Here is a 14,029-nt window from a genome sequence, read left to right on the forward strand (position 1 = left end):
CGGGGGACCACCGGCAGCAGGGGTTCCACACGCTCCCACAACCGATCATCGATCTCCCATGGCCTACGTTGTGCCGTCGTATACCTCCAGTCACAGGCGACACACGAAGAACACCAACCGATCTCGCATCATTCCCCCCACCAGCCCCATTTTGTTACGAGTTCTTAGTGAGGTGATCTCAGCAAGGTAGGCAACGGTTTTCACTTGCTGTCGCGGAAGATGTTGGGCGACATGCCGGTTGGGTGCCGGTGAGGACGCGGAGTCCCCGGTACCGTTGGGCGCACAAGATCAACGCCCTCGTGTGATGTCTGTTCCGCTGCTGACTAGGGTGGGGCCTGAGGAGGCATGGTGACTGAAGCGAACACATTGAGGTGCAATCCAATCGCGGAGGCTGTGATCGGAGCGTGGCAGCTCGTGTCCTATCTGATGGAAGACGCTCACGGTGGCAACCGCACCTACCTGCTCGGAGACGACGCTCAGGGCATGATCATCTACACCCCGTCCGGTCATATGTCGGTACAGATCGGATCCACCGGTCGGCAGCAGTACACAGACGGCTCTCCGCACGGCGGCAGCGACATCGAACGCGCTGCGGCCGCCGCAGGTTACCTGGCCTATGCCGGCCGCTACACCGTGTCCGACGACGGCATCATCAACCACATACCCGATGTCTCACTGTTCCCGAACTGGGAGCACACCACCGTTGCCCGCAGGGCCACCCTCGCCGGCGACCGGCTCACACTCGAACTGGCCGAGCCACTCGTCATCGATGGCGAACGATGGTTCGTCCGCCTTACCTGGGAACGAACCGAAGTGGCCCGTCCTCGGTGAAGAGTCTGTGCAGCCTGCGGATCACTTGCTCCGCAGGCTCAACCGCCACCTGATTCGCCGCCGGAGCCCGGGCGTTGGCCGCAGGCGTCGGATCAGCTCCGGCACTGCCGAGCCACAACTCAGCCCGCCGTTTCTCTCCTGGATTCTCCCGGTCGGCGTGCCTCGATCTGTTCCTCGGCCCACTGCGCCCACTCCTCGTTCATCGTTTGGAATCGCTTGCCCCATTCGAGGGCGATTCGTCCGTAGTCGGAGAAGGCTTCGTCGGTCCAATCGGTGGATTGCTCCAGCGCGGCAAGCGCGTCTTGTCCGGCGCGGGAGCGTTCCCGGATGCCGGCCATGTGGTCGAGGGCCTGCTGTGGCGGAAGGATGCCGAGGAAGAAGACTCGTAGCAGCATCTCGTTGCGGGCGGGCGTCTTCGATTCGTTTGTGCTGAGCCAGTTTCGGAGTTCGGTGTCGCCGGCCGGGGTGATCGAGTATTCCTTGCGCCGGCGCGGCCCCTCCTCGGACGCGGTGATCAAACCTTCGCCGGCCAGCTTCGTCAGCTCGGTATACACCTGGGTCTGCGAGGCCGACCACACATTGTCGAGCGATCCAGCGAACCGCTGCAGCAGGTCGTAGCCGCTGGCCGGCTGGTCCGCCAGCAGGCCGAGAAGGGCATGCCGAAGGCTCACGACTCCACCTCGCCCGCACACGGCTCCGTCGTGCACCCGGCGCCCTGTGCCGATGATTCGTTCCGCTGCGCTCTGCTCATGACCACACCATACATTGCGGTGTTGACATGTCGAAGGCGCAGTATCATGATCGACTTACATTCCGGTACCGGAATATTCGTCTACAACATGTCTCAGATGGAATATCTAGGAGTCAGTCCGCCATGTCCTACCTGCGCACCTTCGCCCCCTGGATCGTCTACGCGGTCGTACCGGACCACTACTGGCAGTGGGCGGCACTGATCGGCACGTGCCTGTCTCTGATCGAGATCACCCGCCTGGTCCGGGACGGTCGGGAGATCGCCGCGATGGTCATCGACATCGGTACCGGGGTGTTCTTCCTCGCGTTGACGATCGTCGCGTTCGCGGACCCGAACACGGCTCTGCATCCGTATTCGCCCGCGATCTCCAGTGGCGTGCTGATGCTCGTCGCGGGGATCTCGATGGTCGTCCGCATGCCGTTCACCCTGCCGATCGCCAAGCAGTCGACCCCCCCGGAGCTGTGGTCGAACCCGGGGTTCCTGCGCGCCAACTACCTCATCACCGCCGTGTGGACCGCCAGCTTCACCATCGGGTGCATCGCGCTGGCGGTGCTGGCACACGCCGACGGGCCGCGCATCGCGGTCCAGGTCGCCGCGTTCGCGATCCCGGCCACCTTCACCGTCCGCTACAGCGCACACATGCAGGCCGTAGCGCAGCGTACGAACCCCTCCGCCGCCTAGATCAAGGACTTTCCCATCATGAACAGCCCAGTTCCCCATCTGCTCGGTAACTTCGCCCCCGTCCCCGCCGAGATCACCGCGACCGAACTACCGGTATCGGGCGCCATCCCACCCGAGTTGACCGGCTGGTACCTACGCAACGGCCCCAACCCGCGTACCGCAGGCTCGGCGCACTGGTTCGTCGGCGACGGCATGGTCCACGGCGTCCGTCTCGAGGCCGGCCGCGCGGTCGCCTACCGCAACCGCTGGGTCCGGACTACCAGATTCACCGGAGAAATCCCCGGTGACAACGGCATCGACTCACCCGATCTGACCGCCGGGGTCGCCAACACCCACGTCGTGCGGCACGCCGGACGCACCTTCGCGCTCGTGGAATCGGCGTTACCGTACGAACTCGACCTGCGGGCCGGCCACGAACTCGACACCCTCGGCGCCTACGACTTCGACGGCCGGTTGCACACCGCGATGACCGCCCACCCCAAGGTCTGCCCCCGCACCGGCGAACTGCACTTCTTCGGATACGGTGCACACCAACGCCCCTACGTGACCTATCACCGCGCCGACCCCGCCGGAAATCTGGTCTACAGCCGGCCGATCGACGTCGCCGCCCCGACGATGATGCACGACTTCCACCTCACCTCCCGGCACATCGTGTTCATGGACCTTCCGATGGTGTTCGACCAGGTGCGGGCACAGTCACCGGGAATGCCCTTCAGCTGGCGCCCCGACTACGGCGCACGCCTGGGCGTCCTGGACCGCGCGCACCCCGAAACCCCGGTGCGATGGTTCGACATCGAGCCCTGCTACGTATTCCACGGTCTCAACGCCCACGAGGATCCCACCGGGCAGATACTGACCCTGCACGTCGTGCGTTACGACCACCTCGGCGACGGTGTCGCCCTGGGCGAACGAGGCGAATTGTGGCGCTGGACCATCGATCTCGCCGCCGGCACGGTCACCGAACACCAAATCGACGATCGCGGAACCGAATTCCCGCGCATCGACGACCGGCTGGCCGGCCTGCCCGCCCGGTACGGGCACACCACCAGCGGAGCGGTATCCGGCGAGCACGGCAGGCCCGGCGCCCTGCACCGCTACGACCTGCGTTCGGACACCGCGACAAGCTATGTGTTCCCGCAGGGACGGAACCCGGCCGAGGCCGCCTTCGCTCCGGCCGACCACACCCCCGGAGGCCCGGGCTGGCTGCTGACCTACTTGTACGACGCGGCGACCGACCGCAGCGACCTGGTCATCCTCGACGCCGACGACATCGCCGCAGGTCCGATCGCCGAAATCCATCTACCCCAACGGGTACCCGCCGGATTCCACGGTAACTGGCTACCCGACGAACCCGGCCTGATCTCCGCCGATCACACCGCCTGACTACCGCACCACCCGATATGAGCAACGATGATCGGCTTGCGGCCACCGGCCCGCAAGCCGATCACGTGCCGATACAACGGCCACTGAGGTGATCCCAGCAAGGTAGACGACCGTTTCGGGTGCTGTGACGGAAGTCCTTGGGCGACACGCCGATTGGGTGCTGGATGTGGATGTGGAGTCCTCGGTAGATGGTTTCTCACCACAAGATCCATCTCGACCAAAAGGACTCCACGTGATCGCCTATCCTGCCATGCTCGACGTTCCCCGGGAACTGGTCGGGTACGTGTCGCGGCTGCTGGCCGCCGAACGACGGGCACGGGGCACCCGCCGCGGCAGCCGTGCGCTGACCTGCTGGAAGCAAGCGTTGTTCCTGGTGGTGTGGTTGCGCAAGCAGGAAGACCTCGGTGTGCTGGGTGCGGGGTTCGGCATCAGCCGCGCCACCGCCTACCGCTACCACGGCGAAGGCGTCACCATTCTCGCCGGACAAGCCCCCGACCTGCACGAAGCCCTGCTCCGCGCTCACGACGAGGGCTTGGCGTACCTGATTGTCGACGGGAAAGTCTTCGACTCCGACCGCTGCAACGAGCAGACCACCAGCGTGAAAGGGAAACAGATCGACCTGTGGTACTCCGGGAAAGCTCACACCCACGGCGGCAACATCCAAGCCCTGTGTGCACCAACAGGATTGCCACTATGGGTCGCGGACATTGAACCCGGCTCGGTGCACGACCTGGTCGCCGCCCGGGACCACGTGCTGGGCGCATTGTATTGGGCGGCATCACATCTGGATCTGCCGACACTAGCCGACGGCGGCTACGACGGCGCTGGCATCGGTGTGCACACACCGTTCAAACAGCCCGCCGACGGCCGGGCCCTCGACGCCGACAACCGCACCTACAACGCCCTGCTACGCGGGCTGCGCTGCCTCGGCGAACGCGGCTTCGCCGTCCTCGTCGGTCGCTGGCGCGCCCTGCGCCACTTTACCTGCAGCCCCGACAAGATCGGCACCATCGTCAAAGCCGCACTCGTCCTCACCCATTTCGAATACCGCCAGACCGAATGAAAGTCGGTGAGATCACCTCAATGCCGGACAGAACCGGGCTCGGCCGGTCGGTGTGAAAATGACCGATCCGATGACTGATCTGATGACCGATCCGTCTGGATCGACCGTACATCCGCTGCTCGCTGAGAGCCGACGATTCCGTCGCGGATCGCTTTCCGAACGCTCCCGGAACAGGCCTCACCAGAGGCCGGCCGTAGAGGGAGTAGCCAGCCCGCAGCCCGGGCGCTGGAAACGTTGATTCAGACACGGGGTTCCAAGACCGATCCACCCAGCGAATCTGGCTGCCGCTGTCAGTGTTCGAAGTCCTCATCAGCGATGTTCGAAGTCGGCTTCAGCAGCTGCTGGTAGGCGATCAGATTGCTTGAGGAGAGGTCGGATTGCGGTGCACCTGTGCGACGAACCGGCAGGATGTCTGCATGTCCATTACGTTCCGGATTGACCGGATCATCGGGGATCGTCCCTTCGCCGAAGCCGGTGATCCTGTCCTCATCGTCGACGACGAGCGTCAGCATGTGCTGGCAGTAGCGGGCACGTACGACCATTTCGACCGCGCTACGCCGGTCGGTGTGTACGGCATCGAAGACCTGGAATGCCGCGCGTTGCTTCGTGCGCGTTTCCCCGTGCACGCCATGGCGTTCCACCCCAGCTTGCCTCTACTTGCCGTCGGCTCGGGTAGCTATGACGGCGGCTATTTTTTCGAGGGAGAGTTACTCCTGCTGGACCTGGAGACAGGCGCGGTCACCTCGCTCATCGAGAATTACTACGGTCGCCAGGTCCTGGGTCTGGACTGGCTCGACGATCGTGGGTTGCGCGTGCAGATGGCACCGCCGGACGACTACAAAGATAAGAGCGCATGGGTCGAGGGGCATGTCGCGGTAGTACATCGGCCGGACTGGAGGTCCGTACCGCCGAACTCGCTTACCGGATACGACCTGGCCGGACCACGAATACCGCTGCCACGGCCCGACTGCCAGGCTCGAGCCCGCCAGCGGATCTGCGATCTGTCCCCAAAGTGGGAGCCTCGACGCAACATCCGCGCCATCGAAGGGCTCTCGGACGGCAGGATCATTGCCGCGCTCGACGGCGTCGGACTGGAATCCTGGTTGCCCTCCGGACAACGGCAGTGGACTGTCCCGGACGACATGGGTGGGCGTGACATCGTCGTTGCCGCCGATGAGCTTTCGGCCTGGACGGCTCTGACACGCCCCGGATGGGAAAAGGAGCCGCAGTCGGTGGTCCGGATTTCTCTCGAGAACGGGGCGCAGCTCGACCACCTGAGCTCCCTCGCTCCGGTGGCTCTGGTGCGATGTGTCGACGGCCTGCCGGCGCTGGCCCCTGAAGGCTCCAACCACGAACGCAGCAGGCTCCGTATCCGCCGCGGGACCCGCATCTACTTCTACGACATCGAGCCCAACGAAGACGCGCTGGGAATCGATGAGTACGAAGTATGGCTGGCCACAGCCGATCTGGAAGAGACAACCGTGGCCGACTATCCGCGTGCGCCGAAGGCGACGGACTTCACACGGGTGTTCCCCTTCTCATGGACACCGGACGAGACACACTTTGCCGGTCCGGGCGTGGAAACAGCAGACGGTGACCTGGTCTACGCGGGCACCGTCTACCACGGCCACGGGTTACAGCCCAGAGGCTCGTTCGTCGTCCGGCGCAACACGACAACCGGGGAACCGACCTGGATCTTCCGCACGGACCAGACGGTCCAATTGCTGCTCAGGCCGGGCGGATCAGAAAGAGTCTGCGGGCCGATCCACCCGGCCGCCGAGCACGATGCACCGCCCCGAGTCGGCGAAGCGGGGCACCGATTCCGGAGCCGTCCAACTATGACCCCGGCCGGATGATCCGACGTGAGAGTGCGGCGCGGTAACCGCACCCGGATTCCCCGCCCCGCCCCATGATCGGCTCACCCGCACCGCACGGTAGCGAGATCGGGTGGCGCAGCGGCCCGGATACCGCGCTGATGGCACGAATCAACAGTGCCCAGGCACGCACGGTCGCAGATGTCTTCGAATCAGTTGCGTGAGAATGCCGGACACGACCGGCCCGGCCGGTCGGTCGGTGAACCTTCATGGGGTGAAGGTGACCGATCTGATGGGATGGGGTCATGACACGCGGACGTGTCAAGGATCGGACGCGTCAAATGCACTGCGTCGGTACCGATCGTGGCGGGCAGCGGTGCCAACGGTTGGCCTCCGCCGACTTTGCCCCGGCACAGCCGGCGGCTCGGCCGGTCTCACAGCATCGTATCGATCGGACGAATTCCCTTCGGCCGCAGCGGATTTTGCTACGGTTTACATCCGGGATGCTGCCGACTGTGGAGGAAAACGCGTGGAAAACAGCAGCGAGTGGGACTTGCTTGTCGAGCTCATTTCTCAAGACAGTTACGGCGTGGACGTTGAGCCCGACAAAATCAGCATCAAGGTCGAGGACGCTGACGAGGATTGGGCCGCCCCGGACGTCGTGATCAGACGGGCAGACGAGGAATGGATCCAGATCGAAAGGCCGTTCGCCAAGGCCGCCGAGATCGATCTCCCCGCCGTACTCACCAAGGTCGGCAGCATGGTCACCGTCGGCGGGCTTGTCGTGATAGGTGAGCACATCATGCTGCGGCATGCGCTTCTGCTGGCCGAGGCCCTCGAGCCCGACGACAACTATGACAACGCGCGCAAGTATGAGACCCCGCTGGGAATACTCGTGGACGACGCCAGGACGCTGGGGCGGCAGCTCGCCGGGCACGACGACGACTTCTGACCGGCGCCCGCAGCGGTCCTTCCATGACGAGCAGCCGTTGAAGCTGCTGATGTGGCGATCCCAGGAAGCCGACACCAACTTCCGCGCCCTGGCCGAGCAACTACTTTTCATACGAGGTCTATTGACCCGCTTCTAGCCTGTTCGCCAAAGACGCGATCCGGCTGATCCGGCGTCGAGACATGGTCTGAGCGACAAGTGAATACCCACGACCGCTCATCCGCCGGGTGAACTGTCGTCGGCTGTCCAGCCGCACACTCCGCCGAGGATGCCGTGCGCGACCCGGGCGAGCCCGGCTGCGATCTGTTCGGACCCGAGGCCGCGTCTCCGCTGCTGCTGATATACCTCGGCGGCGAGCGGGGCCAAGAGCGCATCTACCAGCGAATCCGGCTCGGCCACACCGGCTTCCGTCAATAACGTCCGCACGTGCACTGCCCAGAATTGATAGGCCCCGGTCCCGAAGCGCGCACCCCCGACCTCCGTGCCGAGCACCAGATTGGCGTGCGCGTCCAGCAATTCGACCATGGCGGCGTAGAACGCGGCCAGCCGCTCCGCGGGCGGTGCGCCCGGCCCGAGCGGCGGCGCCCCGCGCAGCAGCTGCTCCTGCAATGCCCGTTCGTGCTCGTCGAGCAGCGCGACCGCGATCGACACCACGTCCGGATATCGCCGATACAGCGTCCCACGCCCGACCCCGGCCGCCTTGGCGATGTCGTCCATGGTGACCGTGCGCGGATCGCGGTCGGCGAACAGCCCCGCCGCGGCGGCGAGCACCTTGGCCCGATTGCGGGCCGCGTCCGCACGCTCGACCGGCGCTGCCGCGGACTCGTCGTTCAGAAGCGGCAACCGGGGAGCATTCATGCAGCTCACTGTAACCTCCGGACAATAACTGGACAAGATGTCCGATTGGGAACTATCGTGACGGCAGTAACCGGACACAATGTCCAATTGATGGGAGATCCGCTGATGACCGCCTTGCTGCACCTTGACGCCAGCGCCCGCCGGAACTCGATCAGCCGTGGGCTGGGCGCCGCCTTCACCGAAGCTTGGCGCGCAGAGCATCCCGACGGTACGTACGTCCACCGCGACCTGGCCGGCGACCCGATCCCGTTCATCGGCGAGGGCTGGACCGAACTGTGCGACCGCGTCCTCGCGCACGGCAGCACCGACCTCGACCGTCTCGGCGAGCTGGCCGATTCGCCTGCGCAGCAGGAGGCCTGGGCGATCGCGGGCCCACTGCTGGCCGAGGCGCGCGCCGCCAACGTCATCCTCATCGCCACGCCGATGTACAACTACTCGATCCCGGCGAGCCTCAAGGCCTGGCTCGACCAGATCACCTTCCCCCGAATGTCGCTGGCCCCCAAACGGTTCGTGGTCGCCACCGCGCGCGGCGGAAGCTACGGCCCGGGTTCCCCCAAGGCAGGCTACGACTACCAGGAGCGCTACCTGCGCGACTTCTTCGTCGGGCATTTCGCCGTCGAGGACTCGGTCTTCATCAATGCCGAGCTCGCCAACTCGCGGCAGGACCCGGCCCTGGCGCACCTGCGCGACCGGCACGAGGCGTCCTACGCCGCCGCTCTGGCGGCGGCCCGTCGGCTCGGAAAGGAGTACTGAAATGAACTGGCTCGTCCTGGGTTTGGCCGGGATGGTGGAGATCGCGTGGTCGCAATCGATCAAGCCGACGCAGAATTTCACCAGGCCGGCGCCCACCCTGCTCTGCTTCGTGCTGGCGGCCGTCGCGGTGTACCTGCTGTCCTACGCCATGCGATCGTTGCCGGTCGGTACCGCCTACGCGATCTTCACGGGTATCGGCGCGGTGGGCGCTATCGCGCTCGGCATTGTGTTGCAGAAGGATCCGCTGAGCGTGGGCCGGGTGCTGGCGCTGTCCATGATCATCGGCGGCATCGTGCTGGCGCGCGTGACCAATCCGGGGTGATGGCGGGGCGGGCCGGTATCGTGCTCGCGCATGGACGTCGCCCCGATTCGGCCTCCCGACCCCACCCACGGCACGCGCCCGCGGGCGCCGGCAACCAGCGGTTACATCACCGATGGGAACAGTTCACCGCACGCAAGAAGCGGACCGTCGTCGCCAACGTGACGGTCGCCCGCGAACTGGCCCGATGGCGCTGGTCGCTGGCCACGATCGAGGACTGAACACCACCCACAAGCCGGTCGACGCGAAGAACGAAGGAGGCGGCAGCGTGAGGAACGATCTGCGAAAGTATTATGAGCAGCAACAACATTCACGTGGTTGCCGCGCTCGACCCTAGAGCAGCAGTACCATTCCTGCCGGACAGTCGTCCTGCGGTAACCAACCCGCGAATATCAGCCTGACCACCCCCGTCGCGAACAACGACATGCCGCCCCCGAGGCACCCGTCCATGCCCTCTTGGCAAATCACCTGCACCGGCTGGAAGGATGAGATGACATACCTGACCGGCTGATCACCCTCACCCGGCCCGGGGAATAACTACAGCCACAACCTTTTTCGCGATGCCCTGGGTCTATGTCCGGGGCATCACAGTGTTAGAACTCCTAACAGAGTGAGAGGTTGACCAGTCGACGCCAGCAGATGATGCCGCAGGCGAGGCTGAGGAAGGCTTCGTGGATGTCGCACGGATTTCCCAACGGATGCGCAGCCGTCGGAACCAGTGCAGCAGTGCGAAACTCTGCTCGACTACCCACCGGTGCACATCCAGCCCGGAGCCGTGTTCGATGCCACGGCGGGCGATGAACGAGGTGATCCCCTTGCCCCGCACCAGCTTGCGGTACTTGTCGTGGTCATAGCCGCGGTCGGCGTAGAGGGCGTCCGGGCGTCGGCGGGGACGCCCGCGTCGTCCCCGAACCGCCGAGATCGCCTCGATCAAAGCCATGAGTTGGGTGAGGTCGTTGCGGTTACCGCCGGTCAGTGACACCGCCAACGGAATGCCGTGCGCTTCGGTGATCAGATGGTGTTTCGAGCCGGTTCGGGCACGGTCGACCGGGCTCGGTCCGGTTTTGGGCCGCCTTTGAGCGCCCGCACGTGGGAGCCGTCGACCACCGCCCGCGACCAATCCAGCGCCTCGGCGGCGTTCAACTCGGCCAACAGCGACTCGTGCAGCCGCTGCCACACACAGGCCTCGTGCCAGTCCCGCAGCCGTCGCCAACAGGTCATACCTGAGCCGTAGCCCAACTCCTGGGGCAGGAACTCCCAGGGGATGCCGGTGTAGAGCACGAACAGGATGCCGCACAGAACCTTTCGGTCGTCCAAGCGTTTGCGGCCGGGATGGTGCGTCTTGCGGGGGATCACCGGCAGCAAGGGCGCGATGCGCTCCCACAACCGATCATCGATCTCCCACGGTCTACGTTGCGCCGTCTCGTACCTCCAGTCACAGCCGACACAACAAGAACACCAACCGATCTCGCATCATTCCCCCCAAACGACCCATTCTGTTAGGAGTTCTTAGAGTGACTTTTCTCGAAGATGGGCAGGTCCATCGCGAAATCTATTTCCCTGCAAGGGATTTGGTGCACACTTCCTGCTTAGAGTGACTTTTCGACCATCTGGACCCCACGGGCCGTTTAATACTGCAACGACACTCAGGTGAGTGGGTGTCCGCGGCGGCGGTAGTGGGACAGGCGGGCTTGGTATTGGCGGCGGCGTCGCCAGTTCGACCAGTCCCAGGTGTGTTGAGCGGGGTGGAAGCGGGTCAGGACGATGGCGATGAGTAGTCGCCGGATTTCCGGTAGTGTCAGCGCGATCATGTCTTCGGCATGGTCGGTGAGTCCCCTTTTGCTGCAATGGCTTTGGATGCGGCCAGCCAGGCCAGGGCGAGCATGGACAAGGTGATGTGGGCATACCAGGCCCGGAAGGTGCGGACCTGGTAATGGTCGAGTCCGACCTCGCCCTTGGCCTGCTGGAACGCTTCCTCGATGTGCCAGCGGGACCCGGCGGTGAAGGCCAGATCGACCACGCGGGCGTCGGCAGGCCCGTAGCACAGGTAGTAGGCGATCTGGGTCGGGTCGCTGATCGAGCGTCGAGCCAGCAGCCAGTGTCCACGCCCGCGTGCCCAGGTGCCCTCGATCTGACGTCGCGCCCAGTCGAATTCGCGGGGCCCATGCGCGCCCGCGCCGACCGAGAGCCGCTGCCACGCCGTCGCGGTGAACTCGGCGACCATCGCATCGGCGCGGCCGACGCGGTCGGCACGGGTAGTGATCTGCTGGTCGCAGCGGGTGGCCATCACGTAGAACACGTCACGGGTTTCGAGCCAGTCCCGCAGGTAACCGGCCTGACCGTAGGCCTCGTCGGCGGTGAACCATCGAAACGGCACCCCGGCGGCCAGCACCCGTTCCAACATGGTGATCACCTCCCCGGGGCTTGGTGGCGAACTCGACCTCGTCGGGAATGCCCGCGTCCCGGCAGCGGTCGCGGTCGGCGGTCCACGACTCGGGCACATACAGTTCCCGATCGATCAGCGCGTGCCCGTGCGCGGACGCGTACGCCAAGAACACCCCGATCTGGCAGTTCTCGGTCCGTCCGGCCGTCCCCGAGTACTGTCGTTGCACCCCAGCAGATTTCGTGCCCTTCTTCAAAAATCCGGTCTCGTCAGCGGCAACCACCGCCTCGGGGTCGCCGAGGTGTTCGACCACATAGGCGCGCACGTCGTCGCGGACTCCCTCGACATCCCAGTCCGCCTGACGCAACAACCGCTGCATCCCCTGCGGACCCGCCTCCCCGGCATGCTCGGCCACGGTCCACCCGTTCTTGCGTTCCAAACCCGCCACCAGCCCCGACACGTACTCCCGCACCGAGCCCGCGGCTCCGAACGCACGAACCGCGCACCCACCCTGCCCATCAACGAATCCAACTCGGCCACAACATGATCCAACACCACACAACAGATCTACCAGCACCGACTCACACAACTGTCGTTGCAGTATTAAAGGGAGGGGATAGCCGTACCCCCGATTCGACTACGGGCCACTCAGTTACACCCACGGGTACACCGCACCGCGCGATCCGGCTTACCTTGGGGACGGATCACATGATCCGTCTAGTATCGCTCATATGTTCGATAAATGGCCGGAGCAGCTCAAGCCGCCGATGCGGATTCCGGTCGAGCCTCCGGCCGCGGTTTCTCTTGGGGTCACCGAGGTTTCGAGGCGGTCCAGCCAGAGGTTTGCGCAGTTCAGTGCCGTTCGCGGTGGCTGGGGCCGATCACGACAGATGTCGTGCACGTGATCGCGGATCGAGTCCTGCCACACGAACAGGCCCTCGGTGGTGAAGCGATGGCGCGGAGTGTGATCGAAGTGAAGCCGGTATCGAAGTGAAGCCGGTCAGGAAGGTGAAAACTCACCGCCTGTGCGGTGCACGTGGGGGTCAATTCGGCCTTGCTGTGTATTGATAGCGAATAAGGTTTCAGGACAAGTGGTTTCGCGTCACAGTCCAACGCCGAGAGGACGATCATGAGCGCTTCCGAGGTCACCTTCTACACCAACGTCGACTACACCGGGACATCGTCCACTTATGATCGCGGCGGGGCAGTGCAGGTCGGTGGTGAGATCACCGACCGATACAAGTCGGTTCGCGTGGGAGAGGCCGCGACGGTGGTGGCCTGGCGGTACACCTCCCAGGATGGGCCACAACACCAGTGGACCGTCGATACACCCGACATCACCGCCGTCCGTGGAGTGACAGCGTTCAAGGTGACGGCCAGAGACATCCGGGAAATCAGGGTCGGCCTGGTAGACCAAACTGGCCAGCCGAGACGTTGCAGCCTCACCGTCGAGTCCCAGGAGCTCGGCAGCAGAGTCACCGTTGGCTTCCGCGAGGAGGCACTGCTCGGCTCTATGCCCGCCGACGGTTCGCGGGTGACCCTAGCGGTCTGTCTCCGCGACGAGGATTCCGGCGAGTACGTGGCCACCGGTGCGCTCCACCTGGTGTGGCGTGACAGCGACTCTTCCGTCCGAATCGACGATGCCACGAATTGTCCCCCGAACCTCGCTCCTTATGTGCAACCGACCAATCGGCTCGACTTCTTCTTCCGTGGCTGATGCCGTGTCGGGCAACGTCGGGTAGGTAATCCGGCAGCCGGAACTCGGAGCCGACGGCCAACTCGGTCCGTGGGTTCGACGTGCTGTTCGCAGCACCCCGCCAAGTATTGGCCTGGCCCAGAAGTCCGTGGAACTGTCTAGTACGTAGCACTTCACTTACCGCCCCAGGCAGCCCGCCGCCGGTGAGCGAACCTCCCGAACGTGCCATGCCGCTGCGCGCGTGCGCCGAACTCGAACGCACACAACCCCTGCCTCCACCCTCCGTCGCTGCAGCACGAAGCCACAGAGCTACACGCCCAGATGGCTTCCAGACGCGCCGAGCGAACATGGATCCCGCGTTGCTGCCCTGGACTCCCTGGGTGCGACCCAGACGGTGCTCAGAGTTGGACGGCTTGCTGGTTACCAGTGTGTCGATCCGACCTTGTTGGGGGCCGGGCCGAATCTGCCCACACACATCCGGCGGTTGTCGGATTCGACGTCTGCGTGAATAGCAGAATTCAGCCTTCGGCTCGCTGCCCGGCGCAGTT

General features: G+C 64.7%; 13 protein-coding genes and 2 pseudogenes. 10 read left to right on the forward strand and 5 right to left on the reverse strand.

The window, feature by feature from the left end; genetic code table 11:
• The first annotated feature begins 345 nt into the window (after positions 1–345).
• Positions 346–831: a lipocalin-like domain-containing protein gene (locus tag ACIRRA_RS44150; protein WP_402781529.1), complete on the forward strand. Its 486-nt coding sequence runs from the start codon at positions 346–348 to the stop codon at positions 829–831.
• 119 nt (positions 832–950) lie between these two features.
• Here the strand turns inward: ACIRRA_RS44150 and ACIRRA_RS44155 are convergent, their stop codons facing one another.
• Positions 951–1,502: a PadR family transcriptional regulator gene (locus ACIRRA_RS44155; protein ID WP_402781532.1), complete on the reverse strand. Its 552-nt coding sequence runs from the start codon at positions 1,500–1,502 to the stop codon at positions 951–953.
• Between the two features lie 203 nt (positions 1,503–1,705).
• Here ACIRRA_RS44155 and ACIRRA_RS44160 point away from each other — a divergent pair, with 203 nt between their 5' ends.
• From ACIRRA_RS44160 to ACIRRA_RS44180, 5 genes are all read left to right on the forward strand, one after another.
• Positions 1,706–2,263 (forward strand): hypothetical protein, encoded by a 558-nt coding sequence (locus ACIRRA_RS44160; RefSeq protein WP_402781535.1) that lies wholly within the window; start codon positions 1,706–1,708, stop codon positions 2,261–2,263.
• A gap of 18 nt (positions 2,264–2,281) precedes the next feature.
• Positions 2,282–3,646 carry a carotenoid oxygenase family protein gene (locus tag ACIRRA_RS44165; RefSeq protein WP_402781538.1) on the forward strand — a complete coding sequence of 455 codons (1,365 nt, stop codon included), beginning with the start codon at positions 2,282–2,284 and terminating at the stop codon, positions 3,644–3,646.
• Between the two features lie 232 nt (positions 3,647–3,878).
• Positions 3,879–4,709, forward strand: coding sequence for a transposase family protein (locus tag ACIRRA_RS44170; RefSeq protein ID WP_402781541.1), 831 nt, complete (start codon positions 3,879–3,881; stop codon positions 4,707–4,709).
• 416 nt (positions 4,710–5,125) lie between these two features.
• Positions 5,126–6,565 (forward strand): hypothetical protein, encoded by a 1,440-nt coding sequence (locus ACIRRA_RS44175; RefSeq protein WP_402781544.1) that lies wholly within the window; start codon positions 5,126–5,128, stop codon positions 6,563–6,565.
• Between the two features lie 487 nt (positions 6,566–7,052).
• A complete protein-coding gene (locus ACIRRA_RS44180; protein ID WP_402781547.1) occupies positions 7,053–7,475 on the forward strand; it encodes a hypothetical protein in 423 nt (140 codons plus the stop codon).
• 213 nt (positions 7,476–7,688) lie between these two features.
• Here ACIRRA_RS44180 and ACIRRA_RS44185 read toward each other — a convergent pair whose 3' ends face one another.
• Positions 7,689–8,330 carry a TetR/AcrR family transcriptional regulator gene (locus ACIRRA_RS44185; protein WP_402781550.1) on the reverse strand — a complete coding sequence of 214 codons (642 nt, stop codon included), beginning with the start codon at positions 8,328–8,330 and terminating at the stop codon, positions 7,689–7,691.
• Between the two features lie 57 nt (positions 8,331–8,387).
• Here ACIRRA_RS44185 and ACIRRA_RS44190 point away from each other — a divergent pair, with 57 nt between their 5' ends.
• The 3 genes from ACIRRA_RS44190 to ACIRRA_RS44200 are packed head-to-tail and all read left to right on the forward strand — an operon-like array spanning position 8,388 to position 9,623.
• Positions 8,388–9,083 (forward strand): FMN-dependent NADH-azoreductase, encoded by a 696-nt coding sequence (locus ACIRRA_RS44190; RefSeq protein WP_402781553.1) that lies wholly within the window; start codon positions 8,388–8,390, stop codon positions 9,081–9,083.
• Position 9,084: 1 nt separating this feature from the next.
• A complete protein-coding gene (locus tag ACIRRA_RS44195) occupies positions 9,085–9,405 on the forward strand; it encodes a DMT family transporter (RefSeq protein ID WP_402781556.1) in 321 nt (106 codons plus the stop codon).
• Positions 9,402–9,623 (forward strand): hypothetical protein, encoded by a 222-nt coding sequence (locus tag ACIRRA_RS44200; protein ID WP_402781559.1) that lies wholly within the window; start codon positions 9,402–9,404, stop codon positions 9,621–9,623. The genes ACIRRA_RS44195 and ACIRRA_RS44200 overlap by 4 nt, the downstream gene beginning before the upstream one ends.
• 381 nt (positions 9,624–10,004) lie before the next feature.
• Here the strand turns inward: ACIRRA_RS44200 and ACIRRA_RS44205 are convergent.
• The 3 genes and pseudogenes from ACIRRA_RS44205 to ACIRRA_RS44215 form a co-directional block, all read right to left on the reverse strand.
• A pseudogene (locus ACIRRA_RS44205) lies at positions 10,005–10,800 on the reverse strand (IS5 family transposase).
• A 248-nt stretch (positions 10,801–11,048) separates the two neighbouring features.
• Complete coding sequence (locus ACIRRA_RS44210; RefSeq protein ID WP_402781562.1) at positions 11,049–11,213, reverse strand: hypothetical protein; 165 nt, start codon at positions 11,211–11,213, stop codon at positions 11,049–11,051.
• Positions 11,210–12,343 (reverse strand): annotated as a pseudogene (locus ACIRRA_RS44215) (IS701 family transposase). Before ACIRRA_RS44215 ends, ACIRRA_RS44210 begins: the two are co-directional and overlap by 4 nt.
• Before the next feature lie 571 nt (positions 12,344–12,914).
• Between ACIRRA_RS44215 and ACIRRA_RS44220 the strand changes: the two are divergent.
• The gene (locus ACIRRA_RS44220) at positions 12,915–13,502 is read left to right on the forward strand and encodes a beta/gamma crystallin domain-containing protein (RefSeq protein ID WP_402781565.1); all 588 of its coding nucleotides are present in this window, start codon (positions 12,915–12,917) and stop codon (positions 13,500–13,502) included.
• Positions 13,503–14,029: the final 527 nt, after the last annotated feature.

Source organism: Nocardia sp. NPDC101769 (assembly GCF_044766925.1).
Taxonomy (GTDB): domain Bacteria; phylum Actinomycetota; class Actinomycetes; order Mycobacteriales; family Mycobacteriaceae; genus Nocardia.